This is a genomic window from Parafrankia discariae (assembly GCF_000373365.1).
GTDB classification, from domain to species: Bacteria; Actinomycetota; Actinomycetes; order Frankiales; family Frankiaceae; genus Parafrankia; species Parafrankia discariae.
In genome coordinates this window covers 235,894-255,694 of the sequence record NZ_KB891219.1, presented here as the reverse complement: position 1 = coordinate 255,694, position 19,801 = coordinate 235,894, and the positions used below count along the sequence as shown (strand labels likewise).

Here is a 19,801-nt window from a genome sequence, read left to right as displayed (position 1 = left end):
GGGCCGCCGGGTGCCACCGCCGGGGCGGTCGGGTACCGCCGCCGGGAAACTGTCGGAGGCGTGTGGTGTTCTGGGACTCGTGAGCACAGCGTTCGAACGCCCCACCACGGACCTCCATCGCTCGGCCGCGCCGTTCGAGGTCGTCTCGGATTTCGCCCCCTCAGGCGACCAGCCGGCGGCGATCGACGAGCTGGCCCGCCGCGTGCGGGCCGGTGAGAAGGACGTCGTGCTCCTGGGCGCGACGGGCACCGGCAAGTCGGCCACCACCGCCTGGCTGGTGGAACGTCTGCAGCGCCCGACGCTGGTGATGGCCCCCAACAAGACGCTGGCCGCCCAGCTCGCGAACGAGTTCCGCGAGCTGCTGCCGAACAACGCCGTCGAGTACTTCGTCTCGTACTACGACTACTACCAGCCCGAGGCCTACATCGCGCAGACCGACACCTACATCGAGAAGGACTCCTCGATCAACGAGGAGGTCGAGCGGCTGCGCCACTCGGCGACGATGAACCTCCTCACCCGGCGCGACGTGATCGTCGTCGCCAGCGTGAGCTGCATCTACGGCCTGGGTACCCCCCAGGAGTACATCGACCGGATGGTCCGGCTGCGCGTCGGCGACGAGATCGAGCGCGACCGTCTGCTGCGCCGTTTCGTCGACGTCCAGTACGCCCGCAACGACCTCGCCTTCACCCGCGGGACGTTCCGGGTCCGCGGCGACACCGTCGAGGTGTTCCCGGTCTACGAGGAGCTCGCCGTCCGGATCGAGATGTTCGGCGACGAGATCGAGCGACTGACCTACCTGCACCCGCTCACCGGGGAGATCGTCCGGGAGTCGCAGGAGGTCTTCGTCTTCCCCGCCACCCACTACGTCGCCGGTCCGGAGCGGATGGAGCGGGCGATCGCCGGCATCGAGACGGAGCTCACCGACCGGCTGGCCGAGCTGGAGGGCCAGGGCAAGCTGCTGGAGGCGCAGCGGCTGCGGATGCGCACCACCTACGACATCGAGATGATGCGCCAGGTCGGCTTCTGCTCGGGCATCGAGAACTACTCCCGGCACATCGACGGCCGGGCCGCCGGCACCGCCCCGCACACCCTGCTCGACTACTTCCCGGACGACTTCCTGCTGGTCATCGACGAGTCGCACGTCACCGTCCCGCAGATCGGCGGAATGTACGAGGGCGACATGTCCCGCAAGCGGAACCTGGTCGACCACGGCTTCCGGCTGCCGAGCGCCATCGACAACCGGCCGTTGCGCTGGGAGGAGTTCCTGGAGCGCATCGGCCAAACGGTCTACCTCTCGGCGACCCCGGGGCCCTACGAGCTGGGGCGCGGCGACGGCGTCGTCGAACAGATCATCCGGCCGACCGGCCTGCTCGACCCGGAGATCGTGCTGAAGCCGACCAAGGGCCAGATCGACGATCTGGTGCACGAGATCCGGATCCGCGCGGAACGCGACGAGCGGATCCTGGTCACCACGCTGACCAAGAAGATGTCCGAGGATCTCACCGACTACCTGCTCGAGCTCGGCATCCGGGTGCGCTACCTGCACAGCGAGGTCGACACGCTGCGCCGGGTCGAGCTGCTGACCGAGCTGCGCCGCGGCGAGTTCGACGTGCTCGTCGGCATCAACCTGCTCCGCGAGGGCCTCGACCTGCCCGAGGTGTCGCTGGTGGCCATCCTCGACGCGGACAAGGAGGGCTTCCTGCGCTCGGACAAGTCCCTGATCCAGACCATCGGACGGGCCGCCCGCAACGTCTCCGGCCAGGTCCACATGTACGCGGACAAGATCACCCCGTCGATGAGCAAGGCCATCGAGGAGACGAACCGGCGCCGGGAGAAGCAGGTCGCCTACAACACCGAGCGCGGTCTCGACCCGCAGCCGCTACGCAAGAAGGTCGTCGACATCCTCGAGGACATGGTCCGCGAGTCGGCGGGCGAGGAGATGATCGGCGGCGGCGGCCGGGCGCAGTCCCGCGGCAAGGCCCCGGTGCCCGGGATGAAGTCGAAGGCGGGAGACGCGGTCGGCCGGTACGCGGCGGAGCTCGCCGGCATGCCGCGCCACGAGCTCGCCCAGCTCATCCGCCAGCTCGACGACCAGATGCACGAGGCCGCCAAGGAGCTGCAGTTCGAGCTGGCGGCCCGGCTGCGCGACGAGGTCAACGAACTGAAGAAGGAGCTGCGCGGAATGGACGCCGCGAACGTCCGGTAGCCGCGCGAACGCCCGGTGCCGGAACCGGGCCGGGGTCAGGCCGCGCGGCGGGCGTGGATCTCGAGGCGGACGTAGTCGACGGCGGGCCGGGGCAGCCGCTCGGCGACCGCCCGGACGAAGGCCGCGCGCTCGTCGACGCCCAGCCTGGCCAGGTGCGCGCCGAGCACGACCTCCAGGTAGTCGTGCAACGCGGCCGGATCATCGAACCGGGCGGGCTCGGCGCGCAGCCGGGCGTCGATGTCGACGAAGCCGGCCGCGGCGAGACGCCGCTCCGTCTCGGCCGGCGTCGCGAAGTTCCACACCTGCGGAGCCTCCCCGAGCACCGCCGCCAGGGCCGCCTGGACGGAGGCGATGTTGCCGTGGCCGCCGCAGTCGACCGCGAGCCGGCCCCCCGGCCGCAGGACCGCCGCGAGGTTGTCGAACACCCGCCGGTGATCGGCTATCCAGTGCAGGGCGGCCACGCTCAGCACGGCGTCGACCGGCCCGGCGACCGGCAGCGGGTCGCCCAGGTCCGACTGGAGGACGGTGAGCCGTCCCGAGTCGGGCAGCCGCGCGCGGAGCTGGTCGAGCATGGCCGCCGAGGCGTCGACGGCGACGACCCGGCCGCGCGGGAGCGCCTCGAGCAGCACCGCGGTGTCCCGCCCGGTGCCGCAGCCGGCGTCCAGCACCGTCTCGGTGCCGGTGAGCGCGAGCCGGGCGATGGCGCGCCGCCCCCACAGCTCGTGCGGCAGCCGCAGCCGCCCGTAGGCGGCCGCGTCCCACTCCCAGGCCACGACGCCGGCGCTCAGAGGCCGGAACGCGCTGAGGGCCCGGCGGGTTGGGCGGGCTCGGCCAGCCCGGCGTCCCGCCGGCGCAGCAGCTCCGCCCACACCTCGTCCACCCGGGCCCGCAGCTCGTCGAGCGACCCGCTGTTGTCGACCAGGATGTCGGCCACCGCCCGCCGCTGCTCGTCGGTGGCCTGGGCGGCCATCCGGGCCTCGGCCTGGTCGCGGGCGAGGCCGCGCCGGGCGAGCCGTTCCAGCCGCAGCCCACGCGGTGTCTCGACGACCACGATCACATGGTAGCCGGGGCGCGGTCCGCCCTCCACCAGCAGCGGGATGTCGTGGATCACGACGGCGTCCGGCGGCGCGGCCGCGATCCGGCCCGCCATCTCCGCCCGGATCAACGGATGAGTGATCGCCTCGAGCCGGCGTCGGCTCGCCGTGTCGGCGAACACCACCCGCCCCAGGGCCTCCCGGTCGAGGGCGCCGTCCGCTTGTAGCACGGACGACCCGAACGCCTCGGCGACGGCGGCGAGACCCGGTGTCCCGGGGGCGACGACCTCGCGGGCGATCCGGTCGGCGTCCACCAGCAGGGCGCCGTGTTCCACCAGGAGCTCCGACACGGCGCTCTTACCCGACCCGATTCCGCCCGTGAGGCCCACAATCAGCACCAGCCGAGTCTGCCAGGCTCCACCCGGGCCCGCGACGGGTCCGGGACGGGTCCGCGGCCGGCCCGCGACGGGTCCGGGCGACGCGAGCCGGCCGAGCTGGTCGGCACACTGGACGGGTGGCACCCACCAGCACCGAGCCCGGCCGGATCCGGCCCAGCCGCTCGGCGCGGGCGCGGGCGGTGCTCGTCCGAGGCTGGCCGGCGCTGCTCACCGGCGGCCTGCTCGCTGCCGGCACGGTGGGCCTGGTGCTGCTGCCCACGCTCGCCAGCTCCGCTCCGCTGCTGCTCATCGCGCTGCGGCCCACGGTCTCCGTCCTGCTGCTGGTCGGCGGGGACGTCGCGTTCCTGCCCGCGCTGCTGATCGCCACGGTGCTGCGGGCCCTGCTCGATCTCGGGTACTTCGGCCTGGCCCGTCACAACATCCGGTCGCTGCTGCTGCGCCGGATCGGCACCAGCCGACTGGTCACCGTCCTGTCCCGGCACGGCGCGCAGCGCGGCCTGCTGTGGTTCTGCCTGATCAACACGAACGTGGCCGTCGACGCGGCGCTGGGCACCGGGTCGGTGTCGACGCGCCGGTTCCTGCGGTTCCTCATCCCCGGTTCGATGACCTCCTCGGCGCTGTACCTGTCGGCGGGCAGCGCCCTCGGGCCGTGGACCAGCGACCTGGTCCGCTGGCTCGACAACCACGCGAGCCTGCTCGTCCTCGGCGGCATCGCGCTGGCCTGCGCCCACGCCGTGGTGGTCCTGGTGACCCGCCGGGTGCGCGCCAGGCGACGCCCGGCCCGGGTGACCACCACCCGCCCGCCGGTCCACGTCGACGACGTCGGCTAGCGGACGACATCGGCTAGCGATCGGCCAGCGGAGGCCGCCGGCCGAAAAAGGCCGGACAGGCCCGATGGACGGTTCGGTGGCGGCGTATATCCGCGCCGATTTTCTCATTTTCTCCGACACCGGACGAATTTCCCGCGAGCACCACTTGAGCGGCGTTCGGGCGCGAATTTCCGCGCTGTGATCTAACACGGCTTTCACAGGCCGGACGACCACCCGGGCGTAAGACCTCGTGACTGCCCGAGAACCCCGCGGCCCGTCACGTGCCGGATCGGAGAGGTGGATCGTCCTGGTGTCTCGTTCGAAGTTGATCGGCACGGCGCTCGTGACGGCGGCGCTGGTGAGTGCCTGTGGCGCAGGGGGATCCACCCAGAACGGGACGGCGGCGTGGACCTGCGCGCCGGGCGTCACCGACGACGGGATCACGGTCGGCGTGCTCTACCCGGACAGCGGCGCGGTGTCGGCCCAATACACCGGATTCCGCTCCGGCGTCGAGGCCCGCCTGGCGGAGCAGAATGCCGCCGGCGGGGTGGACGGCCGCCGGATCACGGCGATCTGGCGTGATGACGAGTCCAGCCCGGGCGTCAACCTGCGCGCGGCGAAGGATCTCGTGGCCGCGGGCGCGTTCGCGATCCTCGAACACACGGCGTACTCGGAACAGTCCGCGCCCTGGCTCGACCAGCAGCACATTCCCGTGGTGGGGGTGGCCGACCAGCCGTTGTGGGCGGACCACCCGAACATGTTCACGTACACCTACGTCGCCGACGACACCGAGGCGACGACCACCCTGGGGCAGTTCGTCCAGTCCCGGGGCGGAACCCGGGCGGCACTGATCATCACCTCGGCGACCCGGGCCTCCCTGCTCTACGCCGAGAGCGCGCGGCGCAGTCTGGAGGCGGCGGGCATCCCGGTCGTGTTCGAGGAGCCGATCGACGGCATCACCATGGCCAACGTCGTCGGGCGGATCGTCCGGACCGGGGCGGACACCCTGGTGGCGGCGACCTCGCTCGACATCTACACCGGCGCGCTGATCACCGCCGCCGAGCGGGGCCACCCGTTCGGGACGGCGATCTCGCCCGCCGGCTACGACATGCGGGTGCTGGCCTCCGGCCTGCGGCAGGCCCTGGCCGGCACCTACACGCCGCTGCCCTTCACCGCGCTGGAGCGGGACCTGCCCGCGCACCGCGACTACCTGGCCGCGATGGCCCGGCACGCCCCCGAGATCCAGCCACCAAGCCAGCAGAGCGCCGTCAACGGCTGGATCAGCGCCGACCTGTTCCTGCGCGGCCTGCGGACCCCGGGGCACTGCCCGACCCGCGACTCCTACATCCACGGGCTGCGCGGCGTGACCGACTACGACGCCGGCGGCCTGCTCATCCGGAAGGTCGACCTCTCCGCCGGGTCGGGCCAGCTGGACCGCTGCGCCGACTTCGTCCGCGTCTCCGGGACCGGTGACGTGTTCGAGACCGTCGAGCCCCAGCCGCGGTGCGGCGAGCTCGTCCCGGCGGCGCCGGGACTGACCGCGGCGACGACCTCGGCGACCGGCTCGGCGACGACATCGGCGACGATCTCGGCACCGGACGGCTCAGGCCGATCTGGACATCTGCTCACGTAGCGACCAAGGTCGGTGGCGGCGGGTCAGATCCACCCGGGACGGCCCACACGTGGAGGAGTCGCCGATGACCGGCCACCGACGCTGCGCGCCCTGTGCCGTGCCACCGCACATCCTCGAGCGCATCGCCAGGAACGGGAACGACGAGCAGCGCGCCCGCGCGCTGTCCACCATGGCCCAGGACTCCTCGCACCGCAGCGTGCGGGTGCACAACGCCCTGATGCGCTCGGTGCAGCGCCCGGCGACCCCGCCGCGGCTGGCCCCGACCAGCGGCCCGCGCCGCACGATCGGCGACGCGAAGGAGTCCGAGGACCTGCCGGGCACGACCGTGCGGGTCGAGGGCGCCGGCCCGGTGGCCGACGTCGCGGTGAACGAGGCGTACGACGGCCTCGGCGCCACGTTCGCGTTCTTCCTCGACGCCTACGGCCGGGACTCGATCGACGACGACGGGATGGGCCTGCTCGCGACCGTGCACTACGGCGAGCACTACGAGAACGCCTTCTGGAACGGCCGGCAGATGGTCTTCGGTGACGGTGACGGCGAGCTGTTCAACCGGTTCACGGTCTCGCTGGACGTCATCGGCCACGAGCTCGCGCACGGCGTCACCGAGGACGAGGCGCAGCTGATGTACCTGAACCAGTCGGGCGCGCTGAACGAGTCGCTGAGCGACGTCTTCGGCTCGCTGGTGAAGCAGCACGCGCTCGGCCAGACCGCCGCGGAGGCCGACTGGCTGATCGGCGCGGGCCTGCTCACCGACGCCGTGCAAGGCGTGGCGCTGCGGTCGATGAAGGAGCCCGGGACGGCCTACGACGATCCGGTGCTCGGCGACGACATCCAGCCCGCGCACATGGACGGCTACGTCCGCACGACGACCGACAACGGCGGGGTGCACATCAACTCGGGCATCCCGAACAAGGCTTTTTACACGCTCGCGGTGGCCCTCGGCGGCCACGCCTGGGAGCGCGCGGGCCGAATCTGGTACGAGGCGCTGCGTGCCCCCCAGCTGCGGCCGAACGCCACGTTCCGGTCGTTCGCCGCGGCCACCTCACGCCAGGCCCAGGTGCTGTTCGGGCCGGAGGAGACCCAGGCCGTGCGGGACGCCTGGGCCTCGGTCGGCGTGCCGGTCTGAGGCCCCGGGCGGGCGGGGAGAATCGGAGCGTGACCGGCGACCGGAACACCGGGCCCCGCCCGGACGGCGGCGGCCCCGCCGACCTGGCCGGGCGGATAAGAGTGGTCCTGGAACGCTCCGGCGGGATCCTGGGCCGCCCGGTCCGGCGTGGCCTCGACACCGCCCAGCTCCCCGCCGACCAGGCGGCCACGCTGCGGTCGCTGGCCGCCTCGGTCACGACCGAGCCGGCCGGGCCGCCCGCCCCGGTTGACCCGGCCGGGCCGGCTAGCCGGGGCGGGGCGGTCGGCCCGGCCGGGGCGGACCGCTTCGTCTACGTCATCGAGGTCGAGTACCCGGGCGGGCGGGTGGAGCGGACGTTCCACGAACCGGTGCCCGACGGGGTCAGACCCCTGCTGACGTTGCTGTCACGCGCGCCGCGGCTACCCGCTCGGCCCGGGTGACCAACGCCAGCTTCTCCAGCAGGCGGTTCTCCGCGTCGATGAGCGCGGCGCTCGACGGCTCGTGGCTCCTGGTCACCGAGATGCCGACGGCGATCGGCGCCGCCGACTCCCGGGCCCACGACCGGCGGAGCTCGTCGACCATCGCCTCGGCCCGTTCCCGACCGCCGGTCGGGATGGCCACCGCGAACCGGCTGACCGACCAGCGGGCCAGCTGCGTCGACTCGTCGCAGACGGCCCGCAGGTGTTCGGCGAACCGGCCGGTCAGCCGGTCCCGGGCGGCGGCCCGACGGTCGCCGGCGCCCGGCCGGAGCCCGGCTACGTCGAGCCCCGCGGCGTCACCGGCCCGGACGTCGAACAGGCACACCGCGGTGCCCGGCGACAGCCCCTGCAGGGTGGAGAGGAACTCCGCCCGGCTGGTGGGCCCGGCGGCGCCATCCGTGCGGCGCTCCCCGGTCGGGGCGGCCCGCAGCCGGCCGAGGCCGTGGCCGGCCTGCCCGGCCAGCAGCGCCATCGCCCGGTAAAGCGACGGGTCGATCGCGGCCACCGGGTCCGGCCAGCGGGCGCACATGACTCCGAGCGCGCCGCCCTCCCCCGGGATCGGAACCAGAAACGCGGAGGCCACACCGCTGGTGCGGACGATGTCCAGGTTGAAGCCGGGGAAGGTCGGCGCGTCCGGGACGAACAGTGGGCTCTGCGTCCGCAGGACCTCGCCGATGACCGTCTCGTCGTTCGAGCTGAACCGCTGCCCCGGTTTGATGATGGAGGTGGCCCCGGGCGCCCGGGAGGCCCCGACGGAGCTGTAGACCGTCGAGCCGGGCGCGTCGGACATCAGGACGGTGACGACGTCGCCGCCCAGCATGTGCCGCGCGGCGTCGCTGACCAGGGACGCCGCCGCGGGAAGATCGTCCGGATACCACAGCTGGTCCAGCGCCCGCGCGGTGTCGGTGACCACGGCGAGCAGCACGGCCTCCCGGCGGACGTCCATCATGACCGCGGCGTGCCGGGCGAGGCTCTCCAGGGCCTCGCGCTGGCCCGGGGTGAGTCGCCGCGGGATCCGGTCGCTGATCGTGACCGCGCCGATGGCGTGGCCGTCGGAGGTCCGCACCGGGACGGCGGCGATGAAGCGGATCGGCCGGCCGGGGAACGCCCTGGTCCCGTGCGCGAACCGGGTGTCGAGCATCGAGTCGGGGACCTCCACCAGCTCGCCCGCCGCGACGGCGTGCGAGGCCACGCCGACCCGGGCCGGCACGTCGTTCATGTCGTGGCCGTGCCGGCCCAGGTAGGTCTCCCTGTCGGCGCCGACCAGGAGCACCGACCCAACGTTGCAGCCGGTCATCGCCGCCGCGAGAGCCGCCATGTCGTCCAGGGGGTAGGTCCGCGGCTGGAACGCGATCTCGTAGCGCCGGGTCGCGGCGACCCGCGCCGCCTCGTCCGCCACCGGCGGGGCCAGGACACCGAACCGCCGCGTCTGCGACACCGTGAAGGTGCCGTCCTGGGTGACGATCGGCGCGGAACGCGCCGCGTCGACCGCGTCACCCGCCGAGCCGTCGCCGCCCGTCGGCACGCCACCCACGCCGGCCGGCACCGCATCGCCGGCCGGCAGGGTCGCCCCGGCGGGACCGGGGCGGTCGGTGGGCGCGGTCCGCGCGACCAGCAGATCCTCGAGGTGCGCCGGCGGGCGCGGGCGCGAGATCGCGTCACCCTGCAGGATGTCGCAGCCGAGCTCGGTCATCATCCGCAGCGTCCGTTCGTCCTCGACGCCCTCGCCGACGACCCGCAGGCCTAGCCGGTGGCCGAGGTCCAGCACCGAACGCACGATCGCCGCGTCCGGCAGGCTGCCGCGGGCGTCCGCGACGAACCCGCGGTCGATCTTGACCTCGTCGAACGGCAGTGCCTTGAGGATCTCCATCGAGCTGTAGCCGGTGCCGAAGTCGTCCAGCGCGAGCTTGACGCCCTTGCTGCGCAGCTCCCGGAGCATGGCCGCGGCCCGGCCGGGCTGGGTCACCAGCGCGCTCTCGGTGATCTCGAGGGTCAGCACGTCCGGGGGGAGCTGGTGGCGGGCCAGGCTCCCGGTCACCAGGCTGGGCAGGTCGTCCAGGACGAGCATGCGGGCGGACAGGTTCACCGAGACGGGCACATGCAGCCCACGGGCGGCCCAGGCGGCGCACTGCCGCAGCGCCTCGTCCAGTACCCAGCGGGTGACGTCGACGATGAGCGCCGAGCGCTCCGCCATCGGCAGGAACGCGCCAGGCGGCAACAGCCCGCGGGTCGGATGGCTCCAGCGCACGAGAGCCTCGACGCCGACGATCCGCCCGGTCGCCGCCGCCTGGAGCGGCTGGTAGAAGACGATGAGCTCGTCCCTGGCGATGGCCGCGCGCAGCTCGGCGTACAGCGCGATCTCCCAGGAGCGCACCCCGGCGATACCCGCGTCCCACAGGCCGACCCGCTCACCCTCGCGTTTCGCCCGGGACAGCGCCGCGTCCGCGCAGGGCAGCAGCGACCCGATCGTCTCCCCGTCCCGCGGGGCGGCGGCCAGCCCGGCGCTCGCCTCGACCTCGACCTCGACGCCGTGCACCGTGAACGGTCCCTCGATCTGGCGCAGCACCGACTCACCGAGCTCACGCAGGCCGCTCTCCCGACTCGCCGACCCCGGCGTGGACCCGCCCCGACGCGGGCCGCCGGGCCCGGCGCCGCCCCGGTCGAGGGCTCCCCGCCCGGCGTCGCCATCGCCCAGCTCGTCGTCCCGCCGGTCCTCAGCCGCCGGAACGGCGATGACGAGCGCGAACTCGTCGCTGCCGAGCCGGCCGACGAACGACGGCCGCGGCGTCACCGCGGGCAGCGCGCGGGCCAGCTGGCGCAGCAGTTCGTCGCCGGCCTCGTGCCCCAGCGCGTCGTTGACCTCGCGGAACCGGTTGATGTCGAGCAGGAGCAGTACCGCCGCGCCGTCCTTCTTGACCGCCCGGGCGATGGCCGGGTCCGCGGCGCGGGTCAGCCCGCTACGCGCCACCAGCGATGTCAGCGGATCGGAGTAGGCCTGCTCCCCGCGCCACTGGAACAGCACGTACATCACCAGACAGCCGCCGGCCGAGCTGACGGCCGCCGTGATCAGCAGCGCCGGCGAGCCGGCGAGGGCCGAGTTGACCGAGGCCGCCAGCAGCAACGTCAGGGCCACCCAGGCCGCCATGGCCAGGCTCCAGCCGAGCCTGAGCACACCGCAGTAGCTGGCGATCCACGGGAACCACAGCAGGAACAACTGGCTTTCCTCGCCGGGTACGGCGTCGGCGGCCGCGGTTCCCATGCCGGCCGCCATCGAGGCGGCGGCGAGCGCGGCCAGCCACGGCCACCGCTCGTGGTTGGCGACGAGCCGCTGGATGAGGGCCAGATTGACCAGTGCGATGGCCAGCCCGATCCAGCTCCCGGCGCGCAGTCGCCCCGGAGATCCGGGAATGGTCAGGATCAGCAGGAAGAACCCTGCCATTCCGATGGTGAGGACCATGAGTAGGCGGCGGCGGTCGACGACTACGGGACCGCTGGTCACGACCCGCCCCCTCTCCCTGGCCGCGGCAGGCCCCGGCGCTGCGCACTGAACCGGCTCCGTTGCGACCGGCTTCCTTGCGACCGGCTCCGTTGCGGCGGCCCGCGGCCGACGGGACCCGGGCATGCCGGACCGCCCACACGGACACCAGCGACCTGCCGTAGTCAGAACATAACCAAAAACCGAATGAATCTAACGTCCGCGACGGGCCTTTACCAACCGCATTTCGGACAGGAAGCCCGAACTACGGGGAATTCAACGCCAGCGAAGATGACCACGGCTCGGCATGTCGACCTAACGGCCGGAAAATCGGAAATACGCCTGGAAACCAGGGCGAGCGGGCTCCGGTGACCGGCGTCAGGGGCGGCTGTCACGGGATTGGCTCCAGGCCGGCCCCGTGGCCGGCGTCAGTGGCCGGCTTCGTCCCAGGTCCGGCCGGCGCCGACGCTCACCTCGAGCGGCACGGACATCTCGTACGCGCTGCTCATCTCGGCGCGTACCAGCGCCTCGATCTCCGCCCGCTCGCCGGGGGCGATCTCCAGCACGAGTTCGTCGTGCACCTGCAGGAGCAGCCGGGAGCGCAGGTCACGCGAGCGCAGGGCGCGTGCCACCCCCAGCATCGCGATCTTGATGATGTCGGCCGCCGACCCCTGGATGGGGGCGTTGAGCGCCATCCGCTCGGCCATCTGCCGACGTTGGGTGTTGTCGCTGGTCAGGTCGGGCAGGTACCGACGGCGACCCATGATGGTCTCGGTGTAGCCGTCGCGGCGGGCCTGCTCGACGACGCCGCGCAGGAAGTCCCGGACGCCGCCGAACCGGGCGAAATAGGCGTCCATCTGCTCGCGGGCCTCATCCGGGGCGATTCCGAGCTGGCCGGCGAGCCCGAACGCGGACAGGCCGTAGGCCAGCCCGTAGGACATCGCCTTGATCCGCCGGCGCAGCTCGGGGTCGACCTCGGCGACCGGCAGCCCGAACGCCTGCGCGGCCACGAAGGTGTGCAGGTCCTCCCCCGACGCGAACGCCTCGATGAGGCCGGCGTCGCCGGACAGGTGGGCCATCAGCCGCATCTCGATCTGCGAGTAGTCAGCCGTCAGGAGCGTCTCGTACCCCTGGCCGACCACGAACGCCTGCCGGATCTGCCGGCCCTGCGGGGTGCGGATCGGGATGTTCTGCAGGTTCGGGTCGGTGGACGACAACCGGCCGGTCGCCGCGATCATCTGGTTGAACGTGGTGTGGATCCGGCCGACGTCGTCGATCATCGGGATGAGTGAGTCGACGACGGTCTTGAGCCGGGCGACGTCGCGGTGGTGCAGCAGCACCGGGATCAGCGGATGGTCGGACTGGGTGGCCAGCCACGCCAGCGCGTCGGCGTCGGTGGTGTAACCGGTCTTGATCTTCTTGGTCTTCGGCAACGCGAGCTCGTCGAACAGGATCTGCTGGAGCTGCTTGGGTGAGCCGAGGTTGAACGCCCGCCCGACGATGCCGTGCGCCTGCGCGGCGACGTCGGCGACCTCGCCGCTGTAGTGCTTCTGCAGGTCAAGGAGGTGCTCCTCGTCGGCCGCGATGCCCGCGCGCTCCATCGTGGCCAGGACGGAGACCAGCGGGAGCTCCATCTCCCGCAGCAGGCGGGCCGCGCTGCGGCGTTCCAGGTCGCCGTCGAGCGCGTCGGCCAGCTCCAGCGCGGCCCGGGCGCGGATCGCGTCGGCCTCCGCCTCGTCGGCCTCGCCGGACCCGTCGAGGGTGAGCTGGCCGTTGCTCGGGGCGTCCGACTTCAGCTCGCGGTTCAGGTAGCGCAGGGCCAGGTCAGCCAGGTCGAAGGAACGCTGGCCGGGCAGCGCCAGGTAGGCCGCGAGCGCGGTGTCGCTGGTGACGCCGGCCAGGGTGAAACCGGCCTCGGCGAGCGCCAGCATCGGACCCTTGAGGTCGTGACCGGCCTTCGCCCGATCCGGGTCGGCCAGCCAGCCGGCGAGGGCCACCGAGTCGTCGGCGGTGAGCTGGGTCGGGTCGACCCAGGCGGCGGCGCCGTCGGCGGCCGCGAGGGCCACCGAGACGATCACCCCGGTGCCACGGCCCCAGGTGCCGCGCAGGTGCAGGCCCGTGCGGCCGGCGCCGGAGACGTGCTCGGCGAGCCACGCGGCGAGCTCGCCCGGCCCGGGCAGGCTCAGCTCGATCTCGAAGCCCTCGTCGGCGGCCGGCGGCGCGACCGACAGCGCCGCGTACAGCCGCTCCCGCAGCACCCGGAACTGCAGCGTGTCGAAGAGCTGGTGGACGGCCTCGCGATCCCAGGGGTGCAGGCGCAGGTCGGCCGGCGCCAGCTCCAGCGGCACCTCCCGGGCCAGCTCGGTCAGCGAGCGGTTGCGGATCACGTTGGACAGGTGCTCCCGCAGCGACGCGCCGGTCTTGCCGCCGATCTCGTCGGCCCGGTCGACCAGCTCGGCCAGCGAGCCGAACTGCTGGATCCACTTGGTGGCCGTCTTCTCCCCCACCCCGGGCACCGAGGGCAGGTTGTCGGACGGGTCGCCGCGCAGCGCGGCGAAGTCGGGGTACTGCGTCGGGGACAGGCCGTACTTGGCGTGCACCTCGTCGGGGGTGAAACGGGTCATGTCGCTGATGCCCTTCCGGGTCATCAGCACCGTCACCCGCTCGTTCACGAGTTGCAGCGCGTCGCGGTCGCCGGTCACGACCAGGACGTCCATCCCCTCGGCGGAGGCCTGGGTGGCGAGGGTGGCGATCACGTCGTCGGCCTCGTACCCGGCGGCGCTCACGCCGGGCACCGCCAGCGCGTCGCAGACCTGGTGGATCAGCGCGACCTGGCCGACGAAGTCCGCCGGCGTCTCCGAGCGGCCGGCCTTGTACTCGGCGTACTGCGTGTGCCGGAAGGTCGGGGTCGGCAGATCCCACGCGACGGCGACATGCGTGGGCTTCTCGTCACGCAGGACGTTGATCAGCATCGAGGTGAAGCCGTAGACGGCGTTCGTCGGCTGGCCGGTGCTGGTCGAGAAGTTCTCCACCGGCAGCGCGAAGAAGGCACGGTAGGCCAGCGAGTGCCCGTCGAGCAGCAGCAGCCGGGGACGGTCCGCGGACGCCGGCGCACGGCTGGCCGCCGACGAGCTGCTGGGCGGGGACGAGGTAGTCGCAGGCACGCGGCGAGTCTAGGCCGTGGGTACGACAGGTCCGCGCATGTCCGGCGCCGGGCGGGCTGGCGGACCATCTCCGCCGCCCGGCCGTCCGGACGCGCCGAACGCGCGTACCGCCGCCCGACCACGAGGTGGTCTGGTCCGCGCGCGGCGCTAGCTGGAGTTCCCCGGTTCCCAGCCCAGGGCGGGGCCCAGCTTCTCGGCCAGGTCGGTGAGGATCTGGACGTAGTCCTCGTGCTCGAAGGTGAAGGGGAGGGCGAAGGCGACCTCGGTGACCTCGCGGAAGCCGGCGTGGGCGTAGAGGGCCTCGGCGATCTGCTCGGACGTGCCGAGCAGATCGCGGGCGAACAGCATCCGCTGCGGCCCCTGCGGGCTGAAGGTCCGCGGGGTGCGGGCGTCGACGTGGGCCTGGTAGCGGGCGCGTTGGCCGCTGGTGGCGCTGTCGGTCGGGATCACCACGAGACCCTGGGACACCCGCGCCGCCGGGCCGTCGGGATGCGCCGCGCGGAACGCCCGGATGTGGGCTCGCTGGACGGTGGCGAAATCGTCCGGGTGGGCGGTGTCCCCGTCCCCGACAGCGCGGACGACGCTGCTGGTCAGGAGGTTCATGGCGTGCTCGCCCGCCCAGGCGGCCGACGCGACGCCGGCACCGCCGTACCACATCCGGGAGCGCAGGCCGGGCGAGTGCGGCTGCACCTGGTCGGAGAACTGCTCGAAGCCCTCGGCACCGCGGAACCCGCTCGCCGGCTCGCCGGCCACATGCCGCAGCAGCCGGACCACACGCTCGTAGGTGAAGTCCTCGCGGTCGCCGGTGTCCGGGTAGAGCGCTTCCCTGACCCGCTCGTAGAACATGGGTGGCCCGACGCTCACCCCGGGGTTGATCCGGCCGCCGGACAGGATGTCGACGGTGGCGAGGTCCTCGGCCAGCCGCAGCGGGTTCTCCCAGCCCAGCGGCGTGACCGCTGTGCCGAGCTGGATCCGGCTGGTCCGCTGGGTGGCGGCGGCCATGATCGCGATCGGGGACGACACACCGTACTGCAGATGGCGGTGGCGCAGCCAGGCGCTGTCGAACCCGAGCCGCTCGCCCAGTTCGATGATCCGCAGTGTGGACTGGTGCCCCGGACCGGGGTCGTTCCCGTCGAACAGCCCGATCGTCAGGAAGCCGAGCTGCTCCAGGGCGACCCCGGCACCGGCATCCCGCGCCCCCGCCTCGGCATCCACGACTTCTCGACCCTACCGGCGGGGCCCCCGGTGACGACCATCTCCGCCGACCGGGGCGAAGGTGAACTAGGGTGCTTGACGTGTCCAGAACCGCGGCGGGTACGGACGATCAGCTCAGCGTGCTCAACGAGCTCAACGAACATCGCGGTGAGCTCAGTGAACGCATGGGGATCGTGCTGACGGAGGCGAGCGCGCAGCGCGTGGTCGCCACCATGCCGGTCGCCGGCAACCGCCAGCCCTACGGCCTGCTGCACGGCGGTGCCTCGGTGGCCCTCGCGGAGACCGTCGGCTCGGTCGCCTCGATGCTGTCGGCCGGGCCCGACCGGATCGCCGTCGGGATCGAGATCAACGCCACGCACCACCGCGCGGTCCGCGACGGCGTCGTGACGGCGGTCGCGGCCCGGGTGCACGGGGGGTCGACGCTGGCCACCTACGACATCCGGATCACCGACGAGGCCGGCCGGGGCGTGTGCACCTGTCGGCTGACCTGCATGCTGCGCGATCGCCCACCGGGCGGTGGCGAGGTTCCGACGGGCCGGGTCAGCCCGGGCCCGGGCACCGACTGACCCGCTACCCGCCGACCTGCCACTCCCCGACCGGCTCCCGCCGACCGGGTACGGGCTGACCGGGTACGCGGTGAACGGACACCCGGTGAACAGACACGCGGTGAACGGACGCGGTGGACGGTGCGCACAGCTGCCCTGCTACCGTCGATTGCTGGTGGACGCCCGGGGCGGATGAGTAGAAAACGCCGGGCACGGGGAAGGTTCGGACGGCACCAAAGTCCACCCCGGGCATTCACCAAAGCGCAGGCCACAGGCACCGCAAGCCACGGCCGCGGCATCGGTGGCACTAGGGTGCCACCGCGTCGGAATCACTCGGGCTGCCCAGGTAGGCGTCGCGCACCCGCGGGTCGCGGGCCAGCTCGTCGGCACTGCCCGTCAGCGCCACCTGGCCGGTGTCCAGGACATAGCCCCGATGCGCGATCCGCAGCGCCGCCGCCGCGTTCTGCTCCACCAGCAGGACGGTCACCCCACCGGTGTTGATCTCCTCGATCACCTCGAAGATCGTCGCGACCAGTTTCGGGGCCAGCCCGAGCGAGGGCTCGTCCAGCAGGACCAGCCGGGGCCGGGCCATCAGCGCCCGTCCGATCGCCAGCATCTGCTGCTCCCCGCCGGACAGCGTGCCCGCGGGCTGGCGGTCCCGCTCGGCGAGGCGGGGGAACAGCGCGTGCACCCGGTCGAGGCCACGGCGGACGTCCCGGCGGGCCTCCTGGCGGGCGTCGCGGCCGGCCCGGTCCCAGGCCCGGCGACGGTCGGTGTAGGCGCCCATCGCGAGGTTCTCGGCCACCGTCATCGCCGGGAAGATCCGCCGCCCCTCGGGCACGTGGCTGATGCCGAGCGCGGCTATCCGGTGCACCGGCAGCCCCGGCTGGTCCCGCGTGTCGCCGGCACCGGCACTGTTTCCGCTGTCACCGCCGGTGCCGGCCAGGTGGGTGCCGTCGAACCAGACCGAGCCGCGGGCCGGCGACAGGAGCCCGGAGATCATCCGCAGCGTGGTGGTCTTCCCGGCTCCGTTCGCGCCGAGCAGGGCCACCACCTCACCCGGGTCGACCCGCAGCGAGATGCCCCGCAGCGCGGTGACGGCCCCGTAGGCCACCTCGACGTCGCGCACGTCCAGCAGCGGCCGCTCGGGGACGGTCAGGTCGACCAACGTCCCGGCCGCGAGCGTGTTCCGGAACACCGGCACGCTTCGGGCGCGCCGGGTGTTCCCGATCGGTGGCAGGTCGTCGAGCGGCGGGAAGTCGTCGCGCGGCGGTCCGTCCGACGGGTTCCTGTCCGATGTCACGGCGCGTCCCGCCTCTCGTCCGGTTCGCCCAGGTAGGCCTCGACGACCGCGGGGTCGGCCCGGACCTCGTCGGGACGTCCCGCGGCGATCACCCGGCCGAAGTTGAGCACGACGATCGCGCGGGCGACCGCGGCCACCAGCCGGATGTCGTGCTCGATGAGGAGCACCGAGATCCCCCGGCCCGCGACGGCGCGGATGAGCGTGACGAGGTCGGCGCGTTCGGCGGCGGTGGCGCCGGCGGCCGGCTCGTCGAGCAGCAGCAGCGAGGGCGACGTTCCGAGCGCCCGGGCGATCTCCAGCCGCCGCTGCTCCCCGTAGGCCAGCGCGGCCGCCGGCCGCTCGGCCCGGTGGCCCAGCCCGACGAAGTCGAGCAGCTCATGGCAGCGGTCGAGGATCTCCCGTTCCTCCCGCCGCACCCCCCGGGTCGGCACCAGTCCGCGCAGCGCCCCCGCGCGGGCCCGCACCTCGACGCCGACCTGCACGTTCTCCACCGCCGACATCTCCGGGAACAGGCGGATGTTCTGGAACGTCCGGGCCACACCGAGCCGCGCGACCCGGTGCGGGGACCGCCCGACCAGCTCGACCTCTGCGTCCGCCGGCCAGAAGCGCGCGCTGCCCGACTGCGGCCGGTAGGCACCGGTCAGACAGTTGAACAGCGATGTCTTCCCGGCCCCGTTCGGGCCGATGACGGCCAGCACGCTCCCCCGGTCCTGGCGCAGCGAGACGCCGTCCAGGCTGGTCAGCCCGCCGAAGCGCAGAGTGACGTCGCGGACGTCCAGGACCGGGGCGCGGGGCGTCGAGGGCCGCGGACCGGGGATGGGCCCGCCGGTCACCCCGCCGCCTCGGTCGACGTGGCGGGTGCCGTGCTTCCCGCGGGTGCCGTGCTTCCCGCCGGTGCCGCAGGGCCTGCTGCCACCGCCGGTCGCCGCGGGGCGGCGGCCGAGCCGGGGCGGGCGGCCGCCCGCGGACCCCGCGATGGCAGCAGGCCCTGCGGGCGGAAGATCATCATCAGGACCACCACGGCGCCGAAGTAGATGTAACGGTCCGCGGGCGGGACCGTGTCGCGCAGCAGGAACGCCGTGCCCTGCAGCACCAGCGCCCCGAGGACCACGCCGAGCCGCGAGCCCATCCCACCGAAGATCACGATGGTCAGCACGAGCAGCGAGGACTGCAGGCCGAACGTCTGCGGGTTGAAGAACTGTTTGGTGGCCAGGACCACGCCGGCGAAGCCCGACACGGACGCGCCGACGGCGAAGGCCAGCAGTTTCATCCGCATCGTCGCCACGCCGGTGGCCTCGGCGGCGACCTCGTCCTGGCGGATCGCCGTCCAGGCCCGGCCGGTCCGGGAGCGTTCCCACCGGCCGAAGACCACCATGACGAGCACGATCAGGGCGACGAGGAGGTAGTAGTAGGGCAACGGCTTCAGGCCCCAGGAGTAGTGCGCGCCCGGCAGGTCGACCGACAGCGGCGGCAGGCCGAACACGCCGCGCGGGCCGCCGGTGACACCGTCGGCGTTGTTCGCGAGCAGCTGGACGATCTCACCGAACCCGAGGGTCACGATGGCCAGGTAGTCCCCGCGCAGGCGCAGCGTGGGGCCGCCCAGCACGACACCCGCGACGGCCGCCACGACCAGCGCGACGGGCAGCGCGAAGAACGGGTTGACCTGCCAGGGCGCGTGCCAGGGCATGGCGTCCGCCGACGTCACGTAGGCCGTGGTGTAGGCGCCGATCGCGAAGAAGGCGATGTAGCCGAGATCGAGCAGGCCGGCGTAGCCGACGACGACGTTCAGGCCGAGGGCGAGCAGGGCGTAGATCCCGATCTCGCTGACCAGCGCCTGCTGGGCCGCCGTCGACAGCAGCGGCGGAACCGCCACGGCCACGCCGAGCAGCGCCAGGTTGCCCGCCGGCGCCGCCCACCGGCCACGGCGGAACGGCACCCACCGGTCGCGACGGAACGACGCCCACGCGGCACCGGCTGACGACACGGCACCGGTCGACGACACGGCACCGGTCGACGACACGGCACCGGCTGACGGCACGGCACCGCGGCCGGCGGACCGGAGCCGGGTCGTCAGCCGGTCGGCACCGATCGACAGCGCCCACAGCGCGAGCCCCGCGGCGGCGAACCCGGCCGCCCGCGCGGGTGTGAACGAGCCCTCGATCCCCGCCAGTGGACGGTCGGCGTCCCCGGACGGGCCTGTCGCCACCGCGGCGATCACGGCCAGGAACAGGCAGGCGCCCAGCCGCCGGGCCGCCGGTGACCTGGCCACCACCGGCCAGGGCGCACCCCCCGGCCGGGCCGCCCACGACCGCAGTTCGCGCAGCTGGGCCCGCCGCGACCGGGCCTTCCGCGCCCGCACGGAATGAGATCGGACGGAACGCTCCCGGACCGCGGGAGTCCGCCGCGGCCCGGGC

Annotated in this window: 14 protein-coding genes; 6 read left to right on the top strand and 8 right to left on the bottom strand. The window is 73.3% G+C overall.

The features are described from left to right. Positions 1-79 precede the first annotated feature (79 nt). Positions 80-2,206 (top strand): excinuclease ABC subunit UvrB, encoded by a 2,127-nt coding sequence (uvrB, locus tag B056_RS0118170; RefSeq protein ID WP_018503291.1) that lies wholly within the window; start codon positions 80-82, stop codon positions 2,204-2,206. A 35-nt stretch (positions 2,207-2,241) separates the two neighbouring features. On the opposite strand, the gene B056_RS0118165 is transcribed toward uvrB, so the two are convergent. Together B056_RS0118165 and coaE are read right to left on the bottom strand one after the other, a co-directional pair. After that, a complete protein-coding gene (locus tag B056_RS0118165; protein WP_018503290.1) occupies positions 2,242-2,979 on the bottom strand; it encodes a class I SAM-dependent methyltransferase in 738 nt (245 codons plus the stop codon). 11 nt (positions 2,980-2,990) lie between these two features. Further along, the gene (gene coaE / locus B056_RS0118160; RefSeq protein WP_051105665.1) at positions 2,991-3,629 is read right to left on the bottom strand and encodes a dephospho-CoA kinase; all 639 of its coding nucleotides are present in this window, start codon (positions 3,627-3,629) and stop codon (positions 2,991-2,993) included. Between the two features lie 125 nt (positions 3,630-3,754). Between coaE and B056_RS0118150 the strand changes: the two genes are divergently transcribed. The 4 genes from B056_RS0118150 (at position 3,755) to B056_RS0118135 (ending at position 7,646) form a co-directional block, all read left to right on the top strand. After that, positions 3,755-4,468, top strand: coding sequence for a hypothetical protein (locus B056_RS0118150; protein WP_018503288.1), 714 nt, complete (start codon positions 3,755-3,757; stop codon positions 4,466-4,468). 289 nt (positions 4,469-4,757) lie between these two features. Continuing rightward, entirely contained in the window at positions 4,758-6,080 is a 1,323-nt protein-coding gene (locus tag B056_RS0118145; protein ID WP_026239838.1) for an ABC transporter substrate-binding protein, read from the top strand. Positions 6,081-6,144: 64 nt separating this feature from the next. Beyond that, a complete protein-coding gene (locus tag B056_RS0118140) occupies positions 6,145-7,206 on the top strand; it encodes a M4 family metallopeptidase (RefSeq protein WP_026239837.1) in 1,062 nt (353 codons plus the stop codon). Positions 7,207-7,235: 29 nt separating this feature from the next. Continuing rightward, positions 7,236-7,646, top strand: a complete 411-nt coding sequence (locus B056_RS0118135) for a protealysin inhibitor emfourin (protein ID WP_018503285.1) — start codon at positions 7,236-7,238, stop codon at positions 7,644-7,646. On the opposite strand, the gene B056_RS0118130 is transcribed toward B056_RS0118135, so the two are convergent. The 3 genes from B056_RS0118130 to B056_RS0118120 form a co-directional block, all read right to left on the bottom strand. Continuing rightward, on the bottom strand, positions 7,588-11,184 hold the full coding sequence (locus B056_RS0118130) for an EAL domain-containing protein (protein ID WP_026239835.1): 3,597 nt from the start codon (positions 11,182-11,184) through the stop codon (positions 7,588-7,590). The genes B056_RS0118135 and B056_RS0118130 overlap by 59 nt on opposite strands. Positions 11,185-11,588: 404 nt before the next feature. Beyond that, complete coding sequence (gene polA / locus B056_RS0118125; RefSeq protein ID WP_018503284.1) at positions 11,589-14,324, bottom strand: DNA polymerase I; 2,736 nt, start codon at positions 14,322-14,324, stop codon at positions 11,589-11,591. A gap of 147 nt (positions 14,325-14,471) precedes the next feature. Continuing rightward, a complete protein-coding gene (locus B056_RS0118120; protein WP_018503283.1) occupies positions 14,472-15,539 on the bottom strand; it encodes an LLM class flavin-dependent oxidoreductase in 1,068 nt (355 codons plus the stop codon). A 71-nt stretch (positions 15,540-15,610) separates the two neighbouring features. Here B056_RS0118120 and B056_RS0118115 point away from each other — a divergent pair, with 71 nt between their 5' ends. Beyond that, a complete protein-coding gene (locus tag B056_RS0118115; protein ID WP_018503282.1) occupies positions 15,611-16,105 on the top strand; it encodes a PaaI family thioesterase in 495 nt (164 codons plus the stop codon). A gap of 286 nt (positions 16,106-16,391) precedes the next feature. Here B056_RS0118115 and B056_RS0118110 read toward each other — a convergent pair whose 3' ends face one another. The 3 genes from B056_RS0118110 to B056_RS0118100 all read right to left on the bottom strand — a co-directional run bounded on the left by B056_RS0118110 (position 16,392) and on the right by B056_RS0118100 (position 19,746). Continuing rightward, positions 16,392-17,243: an ABC transporter ATP-binding protein gene (locus B056_RS0118110; protein ID WP_154677111.1), complete on the bottom strand. Its 852-nt coding sequence runs from the start codon at positions 17,241-17,243 to the stop codon at positions 16,392-16,394. A 140-nt stretch (positions 17,244-17,383) separates the two neighbouring features. Beyond that, positions 17,384-18,220 (bottom strand): ABC transporter ATP-binding protein, encoded by an 837-nt coding sequence (locus B056_RS0118105; RefSeq protein WP_018503280.1) that lies wholly within the window; start codon positions 18,218-18,220, stop codon positions 17,384-17,386. After that, on the bottom strand, positions 18,217-19,746 hold the full coding sequence (locus B056_RS0118100; RefSeq protein ID WP_018503279.1) for a branched-chain amino acid ABC transporter permease: 1,530 nt from the start codon (positions 19,744-19,746) through the stop codon (positions 18,217-18,219). The genes B056_RS0118105 and B056_RS0118100 overlap by 4 nt, the downstream gene beginning before the upstream one ends. Positions 19,747-19,801 lie beyond the last annotated feature (55 nt).